Origin of the sequence: Novosphingobium sp. FSW06-99, from assembly GCF_001519065.1 — a bacterium.
In the GTDB taxonomy this organism is placed as follows: Bacteria; Pseudomonadota; Alphaproteobacteria; order Sphingomonadales; family Sphingomonadaceae; genus Novosphingobium.
The window spans coordinates 300,591-318,424 of the sequence record NZ_KQ954256.1 but is presented as its reverse complement, the minus strand read 5'-3'; the positions used below and the strand labels follow the sequence as shown (position 1 = coordinate 318,424).

The 17,834-nt window shown below is 65.3% G+C and carries 19 protein-coding genes; 14 read left to right on the top strand and 5 right to left on the bottom strand.

What is annotated here, in order from left to right:
• Positions 1–66 precede the first annotated feature (66 nt).
• Positions 67–942, top strand: a complete 876-nt coding sequence (locus tag AQZ49_RS12240; RefSeq protein WP_067615942.1) for a LysR family transcriptional regulator — start codon at positions 67–69, stop codon at positions 940–942.
• Here the strand turns inward: AQZ49_RS12240 and AQZ49_RS12235 are convergent.
• The gene (locus AQZ49_RS12235) at positions 939–1,598 is read right to left on the bottom strand and encodes an HAD-IA family hydrolase (protein WP_067615939.1); all 660 of its coding nucleotides are present in this window, start codon (positions 1,596–1,598) and stop codon (positions 939–941) included. The genes AQZ49_RS12240 and AQZ49_RS12235 overlap by 4 nt on opposite strands.
• Before the next feature lie 157 nt (positions 1,599–1,755).
• Between AQZ49_RS12235 and AQZ49_RS12230 the strand changes: the two genes are divergently transcribed.
• From AQZ49_RS12230 to yihA, 7 genes are all read left to right on the top strand, one after another.
• Positions 1,756–2,535 (top strand): universal stress protein, encoded by a 780-nt coding sequence (locus tag AQZ49_RS12230; protein ID WP_067615937.1) that lies wholly within the window; start codon positions 1,756–1,758, stop codon positions 2,533–2,535.
• 102 nt (positions 2,536–2,637) lie between these two features.
• Positions 2,638–3,423, top strand: coding sequence for a class I SAM-dependent methyltransferase (locus AQZ49_RS12225; RefSeq protein ID WP_231739208.1), 786 nt, complete (start codon positions 2,638–2,640; stop codon positions 3,421–3,423).
• Positions 3,424–3,826: 403 nt separating this feature from the next.
• Positions 3,827–3,961 carry a 50S ribosomal protein L34 gene (rpmH, locus tag AQZ49_RS21855; RefSeq protein ID WP_028641598.1) on the top strand — a complete coding sequence of 45 codons (135 nt, stop codon included), beginning with the start codon at positions 3,827–3,829 and terminating at the stop codon, positions 3,959–3,961.
• 44 nt (positions 3,962–4,005) lie between these two features.
• On the top strand, positions 4,006–4,383 hold the full coding sequence (gene rnpA, locus AQZ49_RS12220; protein WP_082701750.1) for a ribonuclease P protein component: 378 nt from the start codon (positions 4,006–4,008) through the stop codon (positions 4,381–4,383).
• Positions 4,380–4,592, top strand: a complete 213-nt coding sequence (yidD, locus tag AQZ49_RS12215) for a membrane protein insertion efficiency factor YidD (protein ID WP_067615934.1) — start codon at positions 4,380–4,382, stop codon at positions 4,590–4,592. The genes rnpA and yidD overlap by 4 nt, the downstream gene beginning before the upstream one ends.
• Positions 4,593–4,676: 84 nt before the next feature.
• On the top strand, positions 4,677–6,494 hold the full coding sequence (yidC, locus tag AQZ49_RS12210) for a membrane protein insertase YidC (protein WP_067615932.1): 1,818 nt from the start codon (positions 4,677–4,679) through the stop codon (positions 6,492–6,494).
• A 2-nt stretch (positions 6,495–6,496) separates the two neighbouring features.
• On the top strand, positions 6,497–7,165 hold the full coding sequence (gene yihA, locus AQZ49_RS12205) for a ribosome biogenesis GTP-binding protein YihA/YsxC (protein ID WP_067615930.1): 669 nt from the start codon (positions 6,497–6,499) through the stop codon (positions 7,163–7,165).
• 26 nt (positions 7,166–7,191) lie between these two features.
• On the opposite strand, the gene AQZ49_RS12200 is transcribed toward yihA, so the two are convergent.
• Positions 7,192–9,159 (bottom strand): putative bifunctional diguanylate cyclase/phosphodiesterase, encoded by a 1,968-nt coding sequence (locus AQZ49_RS12200; protein ID WP_067616122.1) that lies wholly within the window; start codon positions 9,157–9,159, stop codon positions 7,192–7,194.
• Positions 9,160–9,327: 168 nt separating this feature from the next.
• On the opposite strand from AQZ49_RS12200, the gene AQZ49_RS12195 reads away from it, so the two are divergent.
• Positions 9,328–9,993: a glutathione S-transferase family protein gene (locus AQZ49_RS12195; RefSeq protein ID WP_067615928.1), complete on the top strand. Its 666-nt coding sequence runs from the start codon at positions 9,328–9,330 to the stop codon at positions 9,991–9,993.
• Positions 9,990–11,123 carry a succinyl-diaminopimelate desuccinylase gene (gene dapE, locus AQZ49_RS12190; RefSeq protein ID WP_067615927.1) on the top strand — a complete coding sequence of 378 codons (1,134 nt, stop codon included), beginning with the start codon at positions 9,990–9,992 and terminating at the stop codon, positions 11,121–11,123. The genes AQZ49_RS12195 and dapE overlap by 4 nt, the downstream gene beginning before the upstream one ends.
• Here the strand turns inward: dapE and AQZ49_RS12185 are convergent.
• Genes AQZ49_RS12185 through AQZ49_RS12175 form a run of 3 tightly spaced genes read right to left on the bottom strand, consistent with a single transcriptional unit; the run spans position 11,106 to position 13,552 of the window.
• On the bottom strand, positions 11,106–11,675 hold the full coding sequence (locus AQZ49_RS12185) for a Smr/MutS family protein (RefSeq protein WP_067615926.1): 570 nt from the start codon (positions 11,673–11,675) through the stop codon (positions 11,106–11,108). The two genes, dapE and AQZ49_RS12185, sit on opposite strands and share 18 nt — an antisense overlap.
• Positions 11,672–12,865: a murein transglycosylase A gene (locus tag AQZ49_RS12180; protein WP_067615923.1), complete on the bottom strand. Its 1,194-nt coding sequence runs from the start codon at positions 12,863–12,865 to the stop codon at positions 11,672–11,674. The genes AQZ49_RS12185 and AQZ49_RS12180 overlap by 4 nt, the downstream gene beginning before the upstream one ends.
• Before the next feature lie 9 nt (positions 12,866–12,874).
• Positions 12,875–13,552: a Tim44/TimA family putative adaptor protein gene (locus AQZ49_RS12175; RefSeq protein ID WP_067615921.1), complete on the bottom strand. Its 678-nt coding sequence runs from the start codon at positions 13,550–13,552 to the stop codon at positions 12,875–12,877.
• Positions 13,553–13,861: 309 nt separating this feature from the next.
• On the opposite strand from AQZ49_RS12175, the gene secB reads away from it, so the two are divergent.
• The 4 genes from secB to AQZ49_RS12155 all read left to right on the top strand — a co-directional run bounded on the left by secB (position 13,862) and on the right by AQZ49_RS12155 (position 17,811).
• Positions 13,862–14,389, top strand: coding sequence for a protein-export chaperone SecB (gene secB / locus AQZ49_RS12170; protein WP_067615920.1), 528 nt, complete (start codon positions 13,862–13,864; stop codon positions 14,387–14,389).
• 49 nt (positions 14,390–14,438) lie between these two features.
• Entirely contained in the window at positions 14,439–16,004 is a 1,566-nt protein-coding gene (gene murJ / locus AQZ49_RS12165) for a murein biosynthesis integral membrane protein MurJ (protein ID WP_067615919.1), read from the top strand.
• A gap of 23 nt (positions 16,005–16,027) precedes the next feature.
• Entirely contained in the window at positions 16,028–17,053 is a 1,026-nt protein-coding gene (gene trpS / locus AQZ49_RS12160; protein WP_067615917.1) for a tryptophan--tRNA ligase, read from the top strand.
• A 98-nt stretch (positions 17,054–17,151) separates the two neighbouring features.
• Complete coding sequence (locus AQZ49_RS12155) at positions 17,152–17,811, top strand: DUF4136 domain-containing protein (protein ID WP_067615915.1); 660 nt, start codon at positions 17,152–17,154, stop codon at positions 17,809–17,811.
• Positions 17,812–17,834 lie beyond the last annotated feature (23 nt).

Below are 17,834 nucleotides of genomic sequence, written 5' to 3'. Positions count from 1 at the left end.
CATCCTATGCGCGTCCATCAATCGAAAACAGCGATACTTTTTTATGAAATCCGATAAGACTTGGGCATGTCTCGATTGGCCATCTATCACTTCGACACCCTGCTGTGGATTGCCCGGCTCGGCACGTTTCGCGCTGCGGCGGAGCGGTTGAACACCACCCAGCCGGCGATTTCGGCGCGGGTGCGCGAGATCGAGGATCAGCTTGGCGTCGCACTGTTCCGCCGCGAGGGGCGGGTGATGGTGCTGACCGCGCGTGGACGCGATTTGGTGCGCGAAGTTGAACCGCTGTGCGCGGGGTTCGAACGCGCGCTGACCAGGGCCAGCGGCTTTGCCGGGGTGGCCGGCGTGGTGCGGGTGGGCGCGGGCGAGATCGCCGCCGCGGGGTGCCTGCCGGGGTTTGTGCGCGATGTCGAACGCGATCTGCCCGGCGTCACGCTGGAGGTGGAACTCGATCTGACCACGCGCATGGTGCAGCAATTGATGGCGGGGCGCAGCGATCTGGTGTTTCTGGCCGGGCCGGTGGCCAATCCGGGCATCCGCACCGCGCCGATCGGCGCGGTGGCACTGGTGTTTGCCGCCAGCGCGGCCACGGCGGCGACGATCGCGCCGAGCCGGGACCCGATCCCGATCTGGGCGCTGCCCGCCAGTTCGCCGCTCAACGCGGTAACGCATGAATGCCTGGCGCAGACCGGGATATCCGCGCGTGCGGTGGCGACGTGCGACAACGTGCGCACGCTGATCGATATCGTGCTGGCCGGGTGCGGCGCGGCGGTGATGCCCGAAACGATGGTGCGCGCCGATCTGGCCAGCGGCGCGCTGGTCGAAGTGGCACCGCGCCCGCGCCGTCAGTTGCAGTTCGAAGCCGCGATCCGCGAAACCGAACGCGACCCGCTGGTGCTCGAACTGTTCCGCCGCGCGTCGCTCTTGCAGATCGATCCCTAAATCAACGGGATGGCCAGCACCGCCGACAAGTCGGCCAGCGCCTGTTCACCACTGGTCACCTTGATGGCATGCATGCCAAGCTGGCTGGCGGGTTTGCAGTTGATGCCGAGATCGTCGAGATAGACGCAGGCCTGCGGCGGCACGCCCAGATGATCGCACATCATCGTATAGATGCGTGGATCGGGCTTGCGCACGCCCGCTTTCGAGCTTTCGATGACATGTTCGAACCGCGCGAACACTGCCTCCAGCGCATCGGCGCGGTCGCCGCTGCGCGCCATGCCCGCACCGTGGCCGGTGGGCACATTGTTGGTGATGCAGGCCAGGCGATAGCCCGCCTCGGCCAGGCGATCGAGCGCGGTGACCATGGCCGGGCGCACGGCCCCTGCCAGCACCGCCAGCACGGATGCGCCGTCGAGCGGATGGCCGAGCGCCTGTGCCTCGGCAGCGAACAGCGCGTCGAATTGGGCGGCATCGATTTCGGCGCGTTCGAACCGCGCCCAGGCATTGCTGTCGGGATCGGTGGCGTTGACGCGGCGGATGAAATCGTGCGGCAGGCCGCGTTCCGCCTCCAGCCGGTTGAACGCCTCGAACGGCGAACTGGTGATCACCCCGCCGAAATCGAAGACGACGGCCTGAAACCGCTGTGCTGTGGCCATCTTGCCTTCCCTTGTTTCAACGACTTGTCAGGTCCATTTTCTTCTTAATGGCTCGCTTAAATCGGGCAAGGGGTCAATAGTCGCGGAATTGACCTGGATCATGGCCGACTCGATTCATCCGGCGCAAGTCCGTGACCGACAACGAAGGAGGATCCCCATGCGCTCCATTTTGTGCCCCGTCGATAATTCCCCGACGCTTGATGATCGCGTTGAAACCGCGCTGGCGCTGGCGCGGGTGATCGGCGGCCATGTCACGTTCCAGATCGCCACGCCGTTTGCCGAACTGGCCTTGTGGGAACCGTTTGGCGGCGCCGCGCTGTCGGCCGAGGCGATCAACCAGGTGCGCGCGTCGGACGAACGGCTGGCCACCGACCTCGATGCCCGGCTGGCGCCGCAGGACGTGGCTTTCGATGTGGTGGTGGTCGATGAAGGGCGGATCGAGGGCGTGGCCAGCGCGGCGCGTTTCACCGACATTGTGGTGACCAGCCTGGAAGATCCGACGCTCGAAGAAATCGGCCTTGGCGTGCGCGCGCCGGTGCTGGCGGTACCCAAGGGCGCGCCGTTGCTGGCATTCGACAAGCCGGTGGTGGTGGCCTGGGACGGCGGGCATGAAAGCGCGGCGGCCTTGCGCGCGTCGATCCCGCTACTGCGGCTGGCAAGCGCGGTGCATCTGTTGACGGTGCGCGAAAAGGGCGACGATTATCCCGCCGCCGATGCGGCCAGCTATCTGTCGCGCCATGGCATCCATGCCGAATGCCACGAGGCAGAACCCACGGGATCGATTTCGGCGACAATCGAGGCCTTTGCCCGCGAGATCGAGGCCGGGCTGATCGTGATGGGGCTGTTCGGCAAGAGCCGCCTGCGCGAATTGCTGCTGGGCGGGGTGTCGCGCGCGCTGCTCGACCGGTCGGTGCTGCCGCTACTTCTCGCGCACTGACGTCGTTCACCGAATCGCAATTGACGCAGGCGGGGTAGCCTGCCGATGCTGGGCGCGGTCGTGACACCATCACGCCGCACACAGCAGAGGAGGCCCCCCGCCATGTCATCCCTACACCTGACCCGATCGCTGATGGCCGTCGCGCTGATTGCGCTGACCCCGGCCATGGCTGCCGCCAAAGGCAGCGGCGACGATCACCCCGCCGTCTCGCCCGCGCAGATCGCGGCGGCCGTGGCCGATTCCACGCGCGAGGCCGACAACCGCGCGCTCGATGAGGGGCGCAAGCCCGCGGCGGTGCTCGCCTTTGCGAAACTGCGGCGCGGCGACGTGGTGGCCGATTGGGGTGCGGGCGCGGGGTATTACAGCGAGTTGCTGGCCGATGCGGTCGGGCCCAAGGGCGTGGTCTATGCCATCGGCATTGCCGCCAATTACCATGCCGACGCCTGGGCGCCAGTGCTGGCGCATCACGCCAATGTGCGCCCGTTGTTCGTACCGGGCGATGCGCAGGCGCTGGCGCCGAACAGCCTGGATGCGATTTTCGCACACCTCGAATACCATGATCTTTATTGGACATCGGCCAAATACCATTACCCGACCCGCGATGTGGATGCGGTGGTGCGCAACTGGTTTGCCGCGCTGCGTCCCGGCGGGCGCGTGATCGTGGTCGATCATGCCGCGCTGGGCGCAGATCCGCGCGAAACGGTCGAGAAATTCCACCGTATCGATCCCGCGCGGGTCAAGGCCGATTTCGCGCGTGCGGGCTTCGTGCTCGAAGAAGAAAGCGCCGTGCTGCACCGCGATGATGATCCGCACACCGTGCCGGTGTTCGACGCAAGCGTGCGCGGGCACACCGACCGCTTTGTCTTGCGCTTCGTGAAACCATCGTGAGCCGCCGAATCGGGTAATGGCAAGCGATTGCCGGACGAGACGCAGCAAAAATTGCGACGCATGCAAAAAATGCAAGTTATCCGTATCATTTCGCACTTGCACAAATTCCGGGTGCACTGCATATAGATCCTGCCTTTCAGGCATCCTCTCCCAAACTTTCAAGGCCCGGCCGGCAACGGTCGGGCTTTTTTTTGGGTCGGGCTTTTTTGACCGGGCTGTTTGGGGCAAGCGAATGGTGCCCGGTTCACCGCAAGTTTGCCCGGATCTTCGCAACTTGACGAAACCCCATGCTTTGCGTATCCGCCACCGCCTGATTCCCGAGCACGGGGGGTAGCTTTGCGCAGATTCGCCTGCGTGCCGATGCCGATCCGCGCCTTTCATTCGAACCTAAAAGAGCAGAACCATGAAGCGCACCTTTCAGCCCAGCCGTCTTGTCCGCGCCCGTCGTCACGGCTTTCGCGCCCGCACGGCGACTGTCGGTGGCCGCAACATCCTGCGCGCCCGCCGCGCGCGCGGCCGCAAGAAGCTGTCGGCCTGATCCAGCCGGTGCTGGGGGATGAATCCCCCGCGCTGCGCAGCCCGATGCGCCTTGGCGTCATCCGCAAACGCGCGGATTTCGTCGCGGCCAACCATGCAGTCCGGGTCGCAAGGCCCGGATTTGTGCTTTTGGTGCGCCCCGGTGTGCAGGCGGTTGATCAGGTGCGCTTTGGCGTGACGGTCACCCGCAAGATCGGCAACGCGGTCTGCCGCAACCGTATGAAGCGCCGGTTTCGCGCGCTGTTGCGCGACATCCTGCCGACGCAGGGGATTGGCGGCGCCGATCATGTGCTGATCGGTCGCGAAGGCGGGGTCGAACGCGATTTTGCGCTGTTGCGCGCCGAGCTTGAGGCCGCGCTGGCACGGGTCGCTGCCGGCAAGGGCGATCCGCCGCGCAAGCCACGGCCGGGCGGCAAACGATGATCCGGCGGGTGCTGATCCTGCTGGTGCGGGCCTGGCAGATCGGCCCTTCGGCGGTCATGGCGCCGACCTGCCGCTTTGCCCCAAGCTGTTCGGCCTATGCCATCGAGGCGCTGGAACGCCACGGTGCGTTTAGGGGTGGCTGGTTGACGTTGAAGCGGCTATTGCGCTGCCACCCGTGGGGTGGCAGCGGGTTCGATCCCGTTCCCTGACGGCATCGGGTGGGGTGGCCAGGTGGCCCCCGACCAGTTCCCAAACCGATCAAACCCCGTACCGACCAAACAATGTGAGGCAGAGTGGAAAATCAGCGCAACATGATCTGGGCGGTGGTCCTGATGGGGATCATCCTGATCGGCTGGGATCTGGGTCTTCGCTATTTCTACCCCCACCTCGGGCAAAAGCCGGTGATCGCCGCCAGTGCCCCGGTCACCGGCCCCGGCGGGGTGATCCATACGGTCCATACCGCGCCGGTGGGCGCCGATGCGATGCCGGCCAAGCCGACCCGTGAAGGCGGGCTGCAGGACCCGACCGATCTGCTGGCCGAAACGCAGGGGCTGAAGTCCGCATTGGCCGCGCCGACCCGCGTGGCGATCGATGCGCCCGGCGTGAAGGGTTCGATCAATCTGAACGGCGCACTGGTCGATGATCTGACGCTCAACAACTATCGCGAAACGGCCGAGCCCAACAGCGCGCCGGTGCGCCTGTTTTCGCCTGCCGGGACCCCGGCGCAGCATTTTGCGCAAACCGGCTGGGTCGGCACCAACGGTATCGCGACGCCTGCGGCCAACACGCTGTGGCAGGCCGATGGCCGTCGGCTGACGCCGGCCACCCCGGTCACGCTGACCTGGGCCAATGCCACCGGGCAGACTTTCGCAATCAAATACGCCATCGACGCCAATTACATGCTGACGGTCCAACAGAGCGTGACCAACGCCGGGGCCAGCCCGGTGACGGTGCAGCCGTTTGCGCTGATCAACCGCACCGACCGCACCGCCAGCCTCGATTCGTGGCAGATCCATTCGGGCCCGATCGGCGCCTTTGACGGCGCAGTCAGCTTTGCCAACAAGTACAAGGATGTCGCCACCGCGGGCGAAGTGACCCCGGCGGGCCAGGCCAACTGGATCGGGTTTACCGACATCTATTGGCTGTCGGCATTGGTCCCCGATGCGGGTGCGCATCCGGCGGGCAGCTTTCGCGCGCTGGGCGGCGGGCTGTTCCGTGCCGATCTGGTCTATCAGCCGGTGACGATCGCGCCGCATCAGACGATCACCCTGCGCTCGCGCATCTTTGCCGGGGCCAAGCAGAACAGCGTGCTCGAAGCCTATGAAAAGCAGGGCATCGCCAATTTCTCGCTGGCGATCGACTGGGGCTGGTTCCGCTGGTTTGAAAAGCCGATCTTCTGGCTGCTCGACGGACTGTTCCACGCGGTCAAGAATTTCGGCGTGGCGATCATCCTGCTGACGCTGATCGTGCGCGGGCTGATGTTTCCGGTGGCGCAGCGCCAGTTCGCCTCGATGGCGGCAATGCGCGCGATCCAGCCCAAGATGAAGGCAATCCAGGAACGCTACAAGGATGACAAGCAGCGCGCGCAGCAGGAAGTCATGGCGCTGTACAAGGAAGAAGGCGTCAATCCGCTGGCCGGGTGTCTGCCGATGTTCCTGCAGATCCCGGTGTTCTTTGCGTTGTACAAAGTGCTGACGTTGACCATCGAAATGCGGCACCAGCCGTTCGTGCTGTGGATTCACGACTTGTCGGCGCCCGATCCCAGCCACGTGCTGAACCTGTTTGGCCTGTTGCCGTTCACCCCTACCGGCTTTTTCGGCATCGGCGTGCTGGCGATCCTGCTCGGTGCGACGATGTGGCTGCAGTTCAAACTGCAACCGGCGGCGATGGACCCCTCGCAACAGCAGGTCATGGCGCTTATGCCGTGGATGATGATGTTCGTCATGTCGACGTTTGCATCGGGCCTGTTGCTGTACTGGACCACGTCGAACCTGCTGACGATTGCACAGCAGCGCTATCTCTATGCCCGCCATCCGCAATTGAAGGCGCAGGCCGACAAGGATCAGACCGACATCAACCGGGTGGTCAAGCGCGACAACAAGAAAGCCTGATCATGGTATCACCCACCGGCCCCGATGCAGAAGGGCTGCGCCTGATGGCACTCGAAGAGCGCGCCCGCGCGCTCTTTTCGGGCCGTGTCGAATTCCTGAAATCGGCGCCTGCGCTGAAATTCCTGCCCGATCCGGTCGAGCCGGAAATCGCCTTTGCCGGGCGGTCCAATGTGGGCAAGAGCTCGCTGCTCAACGCGGTGACCGGGCGCAAGTCGATTGCGCGCGCCTCGGTCACGCCGGGGCGCACGCAGGAACTCAACTGGTTCGAAGTGGGCGAACCGACCGTGCTGCGGCTGGTGGACATGCCGGGCTATGGCTTTGCCAAGGCCCCACCCAAAGTGACCGAGGCCTGGCGCAAGCTGGTGCGCGATTTCCTGCGCGGGCGCGTGGTGCTCAAACGCACGCTGTTGCTGATCGATGCGCGCCACGGGGTAAAGCCGGTCGATCTCGACATGATGACGATGCTCGATGAAGCCGCCGTCGGCTATCGCATCGTGCTGACCAAGGCCGACAAGATCCGTTCCGACGAACTGGCCGCGGTCCACGCCGCCACCGAAGTGGTCGCGCGCAAGCACATCGCCGCCTATCCGGGGGTGATGATCACCTCGGCGGAAAAGCGCCTTGGCATTGCCGCCCTGCGCGCGGCGATCCTGGAAGATTCGGAAATCTGATCAGCCCATCTGATCAGCCCATCTGATCAGCCGACGCCGACTGCGTCGGGGCGGTCGTCGGTCTCGCTGGTGGCAAACCGCAGCGCCCGGTCGAGCCGGTCGGGCCGCGCCAGATAATAGCCCTGGACATAGTGGAACCCGGCCAGTGTGGCTTCGAGCAACTGGCCTTCGGTCTCGATCCCTTCGAACACACATTCGACTTCGAGCGCGCTGGCCAGATTGCGCACCGCCGCCATCAGCCGGCGCCCGGCCGGGTCGGTCAGTCGCGTGGCAAAGCTGCGATCGATCTTGACCAGATCGATCGGCAGTTCGTTGAGCCGGGCCAGACTGGAATAGCCGGTGCCGAAATCGTCAACCGCGATCGCTGCGCCTTCGCTGCGCAGCCGCGCCAGCGCCGCGCGAGCAACCTGAAAATCGGGGATCAGACTGGTTTCGGTGATTTCAAGGATGATCCGGCGCTGGCTGCCGCGCAGCGCGGCAATACGCGCAACCAGCGCGTTGATCGTTTCGGGATCGATCAGATCGGCGGCGGACAAGTTGAACGACAGGCGCAGATGATCAGGGATCAGGGCCAGGTCGGCCAGTGCGCGATCGAACAGTGCCAGCGTGACCTGCCGCGCCATGCCCAGCCGTTCGGCGGTGGCGATCAGCATTTCGGCAGGCACCGCGCCCACGCTCGGCGATTCCCAGCGGGCAAGCGCTTCCAACCCGCTCAATTGCAGGGTGCGGGCCACCACGATCGGTTGATAGGCCAGTGTCAGCTCGCGCGCCAGATCGGCGGTCTGCAGCGCGGATTCGAGCGACTGTTCCGACCGGATCAGGTGTTCGAGCGCTTCGGAAAAGCGCACAATGCCGCCGCGCTGCTGATTTTTGGCATGGTACAGCGCGAAATCGGCGCGGTCGAACAAGTCATGCGCGTTGTCGCCGGCTTCGGGATAGGCGGCCAGCCCGCACGAGCAGCCGATGCGCACTTGTGCTTCGCCCAGATCGAACGGGGTCTGGACAAGCTCGACCAGCCGCGCGGTGATCGCTTCGGCAGGCTCGATCGCATCGGTGATGATCAGCCCGAATTCGTCGCCGCCCAGCCGGACCACGGTGACGCGATCGTTGGCCATGGCGCCGAACCGTTCGCCCAGGATCGCCAGCAGCCGATCGCCAAAGTTGTGCCCGAGCGTGTCGTTGACCGGCTTGAACCGGTCGAGGTCGATCACCCCGACGGCAAAGCGGGTGTCGGGCGCTGCGCTGGCCAGCAATATGTCGAGCCGGTTGAAGAAATGGCGCCGGTTGGGCAGCCCGGTCAGCGCGTCGGTGTGCGCCAGCAGCGCGTTTTCCGCGCCCAGCCGCTGGGCCTGGCTGCGTTCGGTGCGCAATTCGAATTGCGAGCTTTCCAGCAGCACGAACGCGGCAAAGCTGTCCGATTGCACCTTGAGCACCAGCAGCCCGACCATGGCGATGTCAACGGCCATCACCACCACTTCTGACGGCCCGCGCAGCACGCAATAGGGCAGATAAAGTCCCAGCACTGACAGCGTGACCGCACGCGCGGCACGCGGCGCATAGGTCAGGCAGAATATGCATCCGATCACCGTGATCGCCACGAACAGCGTGATATGGGCGTGTTCGTAGGGCCCGCCATAGCGATCGAGCGTGATGGCCCAGGCCACGAATGTCAGCCCCACGCTGACCGAGAAGTATTCGGCGCGGCGGATGCTGGTGCGCGCCTGTTGCAGCATCTCCACCGGTGTGGTCTGCGGCGTCGACCAGTGTATGATGCGCCACAGCGCCAGCATTATGCCGACCACCGGTACCCCGATTGTCAGCGATGGCGGCGCAATCCGCGCATAGGCCCAGCCGACGGCGGTCGCGTTGATTGCCAGCAGGACATAGAGCACGGGCACCTGCCGCGACAGGTTGCGATACTGCGCCAGCGGCAACAGCCTGGCGCTGACCACTGTTTCGACATCGTCGTCTGCCGTGGCGGGAACATCTGTCATCAAGGGTTTGTCGGATCGCCGGATGAAGGACCCGTCGGTCAATCGGACAGGCAAAGGACCATGTAGCGTTTGCGCATGAAGGGAGTTTGCAGATATTTGGTTGAAATATTGGCTTCGCAGCAGCGGGAAAGCCTCTATCACCCGCGACAACAGGAGCGTGTCGTGACGATGAAACTGGTGATCGGCAATCGCAGGTATTCAAGCTGGTCGTTGCGGGCCTGGCTGGCCTGCCGCCAGGCGGGACTGCCGTTCGAGGTCGAAGTGGTGCCGTTGTTCGGACCCGACTGGGATGCCGTGCGCCGCACTCTGCCCGCGCTTGCACCCTCGGCGGGCAAAGTGCCGGTTCTGTGGGATGGGCAGGCGGTGGTGTGGGACAGCCTGGCCATTCTGGACTATCTGGCCGATCGGGTCGGGCGCGACCGGTTCTGGCCGCGCGAGACAGCGGCGGCGGGGCTGGCGCGGTCGATCGTGGCCGAAATGCACAGCGGGTTTGCCGCGCTGCGCACAGCGCTGCCGTTCAATCTGGGACGCAAGGGTGAACCCGTGGCGATCGATGCGGCGGTGACCGCCGATATCGACCGCGTGCTGACGCTGTGGGCCGAGGCGCGGGCGCGGTTTGGCGAAGGCGGGCCCTATCTGTTCGGCACGTTTGGCGCCGCCGATATTGCCTTTGCCCCGGTCGTGCTGCGGCTGATCAGCTATGGCGTGGCGTTGCCCGGCTTTGCGCAGAGCTATGCCGCGATCATCGACGAACACCCGTGGATTGCCGCCTGGCGCGCCGAAGCCGCCGCCGAGACCTGGCGCATCGACAGCTATGAAAGCCCCCTTGCATGAGTTTTGACGTGACCGACCCGGTCTGTTTGACGGAACGCCTGATTGCCTGCGACAGCGTGACCCCCGCCACCGGCACTGTGTTTGCCGAACTGGCGGCGATGCTGGAACCGCTGGGGTTTGCAGTGCACCGGTTCGTCGCCGGGGAGGCGCCCGATGGCCCGGTTGAAAATCTGGTCGCGGTGCGTGCGGGGCCTGCCGGCAGCCGCCATTTCGCGTTTGCCGGGCATCTCGACGTGGTGCCGCCGGGGCAGGGCTGGACCACGGCGCCGTTCAGCCCCGAACGGCGCGGTGATCTGCTGTACGGACGTGGTGCGGTCGATATGAAGGGCGCCATTGCGGCGATGGTCGCTGCCGTTGCGCAGATCCCCGCCGAGGCCGGAACCTTGAGCTTTCTGATCACCGGCGATGAAGAAGGCCCGGCCCGGTTCGGCACGGTCGAAATCATCGCGCATCTGCGCCAGACCGGGCAATTGCCCGACGTGTGCCTGGTGGGAGAGCCGACTTCGGTGCACCGGCTGGGCGACATGGCCAAGATTGGACGGCGCGGGTCGGTCAACATGTGGCTGACCGCGCAAGGCGCGCAAGGGCATGTGGCCTACCCGCATCTGGCCGACAACCCGATCCCCCGGCTGGTCGCGCTGCTGGGCGAATTGGATGCCTGGCACATCGACGATGGCAGCGACTGGTTCCAGCCGTCGAACCTTGAACTCACCGATCTGGCCGTGGGCAACCCGGCGACCAATGTGATTCCGGCCGAAGCGGGCGCGCGGCTGTCGATCCGCTTCAACGATTTGCAGACGGGCCAGGATCTGGTCGCCAAAGTCACTGCCATGGCCGAACGCCACCGCGTGGCGGTGCGCGCGGTGATCTCGGGCGAGGCGTTTCTGACCATGCCGGGCGCGTTTTCGACGCTGGTGGCCGATGCGGTTGCTGCCGAGACCGGGATCACCCCCGAATTGTCGACCACCGGCGGCACGTCGGACGCCCGGTTTCTGCGCGCGCTGTGCCCGGTGATCGAATTCGGCCTGTCCAACGCGACGATGCACAAGAAGGACGAGGCCGTGGCGATGGCGGATCTGGTCGTGCTGAGCCGGATCTATGCCCGCATCGCGCTAGCGAGCCTTGCGTAGTACGATGTAGACCGCGCCCGCGCCACCGTGGCGCGGGCTGGCCGGACGCACCGCCGCGATCCGCCCGGCATGCGGGCTGTGTGCCAGCCAGTCGAGCAATTTTGCGCGGATCGCGCCGCGTCGTTCGCCGCGCAAGTCATGGTCGCCATGCGGGCGCGGCTTGCCCGCGATCAGCAGGATCACGCGCGATCCCATCGCCAGCCCCTGGCCAATGCCGCTGATCAGGCGCGCGTGCGCGGTGTCCAGGTTCATCCCGTGCAGATCGATGGTCGCATCGGGCACGATCGCGCCCGAGGCGAGCTTGCGGTCCCAACTGCCGTCCAGCCCGTCGCGGGTCAGTGGGCGGGTGACCGGCGGCGGCAGCGGCGGCGGGGGCGGCGCCGGAACCCGGCCGCGTACGCGTTTGGGCGGAGCCGGCGGTTCGGGTACCGCGACCGGCGGCGCAGCGGGCACCGGGGTGGGCGCCTGTGGATGCAGCGGGGTTACGGTCGCGGCGACTTTGCGCCAGAGCGCCGCTTCGTCAGCGCTCAGTCCGCGCGGCGGACGGCTCATCGCCGGGGCAGGCGGTCGGCGGCAGGTTTGGGCAGCAGGATCAGCGCATGGCCATGCGCGCTCATGCCGCCTGCGATCTGTCGCGCCTCGCTGCCCGCGCCCCAGAAGCTGTCAAACCGGTTTGCCCCCTTGATGGCGCCGCCGGTATCCTGCGCGACCCACAGCCCGCCCACGTCGGGGCGGTCAGAGGTCATCAGCACCGGCGCGCCCAGCGGGACAAAGGCGGGATCGACCGCCAGCGTGATGCGCGCTGTCACCGGCACGCCCAGCGCCCCGACCGGGCCCGCCAGCGGGTCGGCCCCGATCGCGGTGGTGTCGCGGAAAAAGATATAGCTGCGGTTTTGGCGCATCAGCGCGCGGCCCTGCGCGGGGTGGTCGCGGATATAGTGCAGGATGCCTTGCATCGATCCCCAATATTGGCCGGGGCCGCCGCCGATCAGCCCTTGCGCATTCATCACGCTGCCAATGCCGGTATAAGTCCAGCCGTTTTCCCCGGCATAGCCGATCCGCATGATCGTGCCATCGGGCGCGCGCAAACGGCCAGACCCCTGGACTTGCAGGAAAAACAGCTCTGCCGGATCGGCCGCCCAGGCAATCTCCAGCCCTTGTCCGGCCAGCGCGCCATCCTCGATCTGGGCACGATCCCAATAGGCCACAAACCGCCCGTTGGCGTCATAGCGGCCCAACGGTTGCTTGCCATCCGCGCCAGGCGGGGCATCGCCGGGACGGGCGCGCACCAGATCGGGCGGCAGGCGATAGATCGGTACGTCGAACCCCGGCTGGTGCGTGCGCACTCCGGCAATCTCGGGTTCGAAATAGCCGGTGACAAAACTGGCGCCGGTGCCCACTTCAACAGGCACGAACCACGTCTGGAAATAGCGCCGCGCGTCATCGCGCGGCCACGTTGCGGCGGCCTGACAGGGCGCCACCCAGTCGGTCGGCTGGGTCAGCCCGCTGGTATCGGTGCGCAAGCCGAGCCGCGCACAACTACCGGCAAAGGCGGCCAGCGCGGCGCGGGCATTGGCCGGGGCAATGGCGAGCGCCGCGGCAGATCCCGCACGATAGGAACCGGCCTGCACCGCGTTGGCTGCCCTGGGCAACGGCCGCGCGGAACCACTGGGCGGGATAACCCGGCCGCAAGCCGACAACAGGGCAAGCCCCAGCAGCAGCGCCGTCGCATGCCAGCGCATCGCGAAAAATCAGCCCTGGTCGGTTTCGTCGAGTTGCCAGTCGGGATCGCGTGAAGTCAGATCGCGCGTAAACGTCCACAAGTCGCGGCTTTCGATCGCATCATCGAGCGATCCGGCAACCACGGTGCCATCGGCGTTGCGCGTGACCGAGGCGATGTCGGCGACAAAGCGCACGGCAACGCGGGCCAGCGGCGCGGTGAATTCGGCCGTGATGATCCGCGCATCGTTGATGCGGATCAGCCGGGCGTCGATCGTTTCGCCCGCCTCGACGCGCGCATCGATTGCGGCGGCAAACCCGTCATAAACCGCACGTTCGCACAATTGCGCCAGCGCATCCTTGTCGCCGCGCCAGAACGTATCGAGCACCATGCCATAGGCGGCCTTGGCTCCGGTCAGGAACAGCGTGACATCAAACCGGCGATCGGCGGCGATGATTGCGCGAATGCCGGCCTCTGCCAGCGAATCGAACGCGGCAGGTTCCACGCTGGCGCCTGCGGCGCGGGCAATGATCGGCGTCTTTTCCGGCAGCTTTGCGGGCAGGGCACGCGGGCTGGCCTGAGGGTCGGCCTGTTCCAGCCGTCGCCGCAGCGGTTCATCGCTGTCTTCCGGGCGTCGGCCCAGCACAGCATAGAGCCGCAGCCCCAAAAACAGGGCGATCATCGCCAGAATGACAATTTCATAAACCACGCGCCAAATCCCGCATCGCTGCCTGGTCCCCAGGTCAAACCCACGCAGGAATCGTGGAGTTCGCCAAAGTACCCGGACTCATAGTGCCCGAGATAGATACGATTTACAAATGAACAACCGATGGATGAACCTTTGTTGCATCTGCGTGGCAAAAAAGCCCATGCGGGCAAAGTTTGCGCAGGCAAACGCCAGGCCAGGCAGGGAACCGATCGGTTGCCGTTCAAATCGGCAGGTGCTAGGCGCACCGCCGAAGGCGGGGCTTCACACAGACAGCCCTGCCCGACGCCAATCTGCACGAAAGCACGTTCCATGGCCGACGAAGGCAACATCATCAGCACTCTCAATCTCGATCAGCCGGGCGGACAGGCTGTCAACGGTGAAGACACCACCCCCGCAATCGGGTTCATTTCGCAATATGTGAAAGACCTCTCGGTCGAGAACCCCAATGCGCCCGACAGCCTGCAATGGGCTGAAGCGCCTGAAATGGCGATCGATTTCAACATTGCCGCGCGCCCGATCGCGCCCGACGTGCATGAAGTCGAACTGAAGATCAAGGCCAACTCCAAGACGTCGCTGGGCGTTGCCTATATCGTCGAACTGGCGTTCTGCGGGTTGATCGCGATGCGCAACATCCCCGAAGATCAGGCCCACCCGTTCCTGTTTGCCGAAGCGCCGCGCCTGTTGTTCCCGTTTGCCCGCCGCATCATCGCCGATGCCGTGCGCGACGCCGGTTTCCCCCCGCTGATGCTCGAACCGATCGATTTCAACGGGCTCTATTTCGCCCAGTTGCAGCAGCAGGCCGAAGCCGCGGTTGCCAACCCGATGGGTCAGGCCTGATCGTGCCAGGGGTCCGGCCCGGTTCGGACCCCGCCATCCGGGCGGTTTCATGAATCTGCTGAAGGCGACCGGGACGATCGGCGGGCTGACCCTGATCAGCCGCGTGCTGGGGCTCGTGCGCGACAGCCTGTTTGCGCGCTATGTCGGGGCCAGCTTTGCCTCCGATGCGTTTCTGGTGGCGTTCCGCCTGCCCAACATGTTTCGCGCGCTGTTTGCCGAAGGCGCGTTTGCCTCGGCCTTCATCCCGATGTTCAACCAGAAAGTCGGCGATCCCGAGGGGCGCGGCCTGGCCGACGGGTTGATGTTTGCCGAACAGGCGCTGGCGGTGCTGTTGCCGGTGCTGCTGGCGATGACGGTGGCGCTGGAAGTGTTCGCCTGGCCGGTCACGCTGCTGCTGTCGGGCAAGTTTCACGGGGTCAGCGAAGCCGACTTTGCCTTTGCGGTCACCTGTTCGCGCTGGACGATCCCCTATCTGATGCTGATCAGCCTGGTGTCCCTATTTGGCGGCATCCTCAATTCGATGCACAAGTTCTGGGTCAACGCGGCCGCGCCGATCCTGCTCAATGTCACGATGATCGCCGCGATCGTGCTGTTTCACAGCCATGATCCACTGGCGACCGCACGCAACCAGTCGATCGCGGTGTCGGTATCGGGCGCGTTGCAACTGGCCTGGCTGGCCTGGGCGTGCCGGATGAGCGGGGTCAGCCTGCGGTTGCGGCTGCCCCGGCTCAATCCCGATGTCCGGCGGTTGATGGTGTTGATCCTGCCCGCGGCGGCGGGGGCCGGGGCCGCGCAGATCAACCTGACGATTTCCACCTTGCTGGCCTCGTCGCTGCTCGATCATGGCTCGGTGACCTATATCTACATGGCCGACCGGCTGAACCAGTTGCCGCTGGGTTTGATCGGCATCGGGCTTGGCACCGTGCTGCTGCCGACGATTTCGCGCCAACTCGGCGCCGGGGATGATCTGTCGGCGCTCGACACGCAGAACCGGGGGATGGAACTGGCCTTGTTGCTGACCCTGCCCGCCACTGTCGCGCTGGTGGTCTGTGGCGAGCCGATTGCCGCCGCGCTGTTCGGCTATGGCCGGTTTACGGCCGAAAACACGCATTATACCGCACAGGCGCTCGCCGCGTTTTCGATCGGGTTGCCTAGCTATATCCTGGTCAAGGTGCTGACGCCCGGCTTTTACGCGCGGCAGGATACGCGCACACCGGTGCGCTTTGCGCTGATTTCGATCGCGGTCAATCTGGTCGGCAATCTGGTGCTGATCGTGCCGCTCAAACACATGGGCCCGCCGCTGGCGACGGCGATCGCATCGTCGGTCAATGTCTGGCTGCTCTATCACCGGCTGGTGCGGCGCGGGCACTTCATCGCCGACCGGCGCCTGCGCCGCCGCGCGCCGCGGCTGGTGCTGGCAGCGGTGGCGATGGGCGCGGTGTTATGGCGGGGGCAGATCTATATGATGCCCTATGTCCACGGAACGTGGTTCATGCGGTTTGGTGCGCTGGCGGCGCTGGTTTCGGGCGGCATGCTGGTCTATGCCCTTGCCACTGTCATCATGGGGGCGTTTTCCCGCGATGACATTGCCCTGCTTTTGCGGCGCCGCCGCTGATCAACACGACAAGGTTCACGTCAATGCGCATTGTTTCCGGCATTCAGCCCACCGGCAATCTTCACCTCGGCAATTATCTCGGGGCGATCCGCAACTGGGTGGCGATGCAGGACGAATGGACCGCAAAAGGCGCCACGTGCCTCTATTTCCTGGCCGACCTGCATGCCATTTCGATGCCGCACGTGCCGGCCGACTTGTCGGCCAACACGCGCGAGATGGTTGCCGCGCTGGTCGCCTGCGGGATCGATCCCGATCGCTCGGTGCTGTTCAACCAGGCGCAGGTGCCGGCCCATGCCGAACTGCAATGGCTGCTGTCGGGCACCGCGCGGATGGGCTGGATGAACCGCATGACGCAGTGGAAGGACAAGGCGGGCAAGAACCGCGAAGGAGCCTCGATCGCGTTGTTCACGTATCCCGTGCTGCAGGCCGCCGATGTGCTGGTCTATCAGGCGACGCACGTGCCGGTGGGCGAGGATCAGAAACAGCATCTCGAACTGGCGCGCGACATCGCGCAGAAATTCAACAACGATTTCGCCAGCGAAGAGGCCCCAGTGTTCACGCTGCCCGCCCCGATCATCCCGCCAGAGGCCGCACGGATCATGTCGCTGCGCGATGGATCGGCCAAGATGAGCAAGTCCGACCCGTCGGACCAGAGCCGCATCAACCTGACCGACGATGCCGACACGATCATGCAAAAGGTGAAAAAGGCGCGCACCGATCCCGAACCCCTGCCAAGCGAAGCCGCCGGACTGGCCGAGCGGGCCGAGGCGCGCAATCTGGTGGGCATCTATGCGGCGATGTCGGGCCGCGATGTCGCCTCGGTGCTGTCCGAATTCGGCGGGCAGGGGTTCGGCACGTTCAAGCCTGCGCTGGGCGAACTGCTGGTCGAACGCCTGGCGCCGATTGCCGCGCGCTATCGCGACTTGCGCGACGATCACGGCACGCTCGACGCCATTCTGGCCAAAGGCGCACACAAGGCACGTGCGCTGGCACGCCCCACGCTCGATGCGGCCTATGCCGCGCTCGGGCTGGTCACGTCGGCGGGCTGATCGCGCGTTCAACCGGCGTTCAGCCAGCGCCCGACACACTCGCATGCGTGCATGCGAAGACCATGACCGGGCCGTTCAGGAGTGGAAATGAAATGCCGATGACCAAGAGTGTCCGTACCCGCCGCCGTTTTGCGCCGATCGCCGCGCTGGCGCTGGCTGCCACACTGGCGACCGGGCTGGTGGGCTGTGCCGAGCCGTTCAACGCCAATGTGTCGCGTTTCAGCCATGAATTGCCCGCGCCTGCCGGACAGACATTTGCTGTGGTCGCCGAAGATCCGCGCAACGCCGGGGGTCTGGAATTCGGCCAATATGCCGGTGTGGTCGCCGAACAGTTGCGCAAGGTGGGCTATGTCGCGGGTGATCCGGCGACATCCGATCTGGTGGTCGAATTTGATTACGGTGTCGACAAGGGCCGCGACAAGATCAGCATGTTTGGTCCCGATCCCTATTGGGGCCCGTGGCGCGGCTATCACGGCGGATTTTATGGCGAAGGCTTCTATGGGCGCCGCTGGGGCTATGGCCTGTATGACCCGTGGTTCAACGATGTCGATGTGACCACGGTCTATACCAGCAGCATCGATCTGCGCATCAAGCGCCGCAGCGACGGCCAGCGCGTGTTCGAGGGCAAGGCGCAGGCCGTGTCGCCATCGAACCGCCTGCCCTATCTGGTGCCCAACCTGGTCGAGGCGTTGTTCAAGGGCTTCCCCGGCCAGAACGGCGAAACCGTGCGCATCTCGATCCCGCCCGAAAAGAAGTAACCCGCAATCGCGCGCGCCTCTCC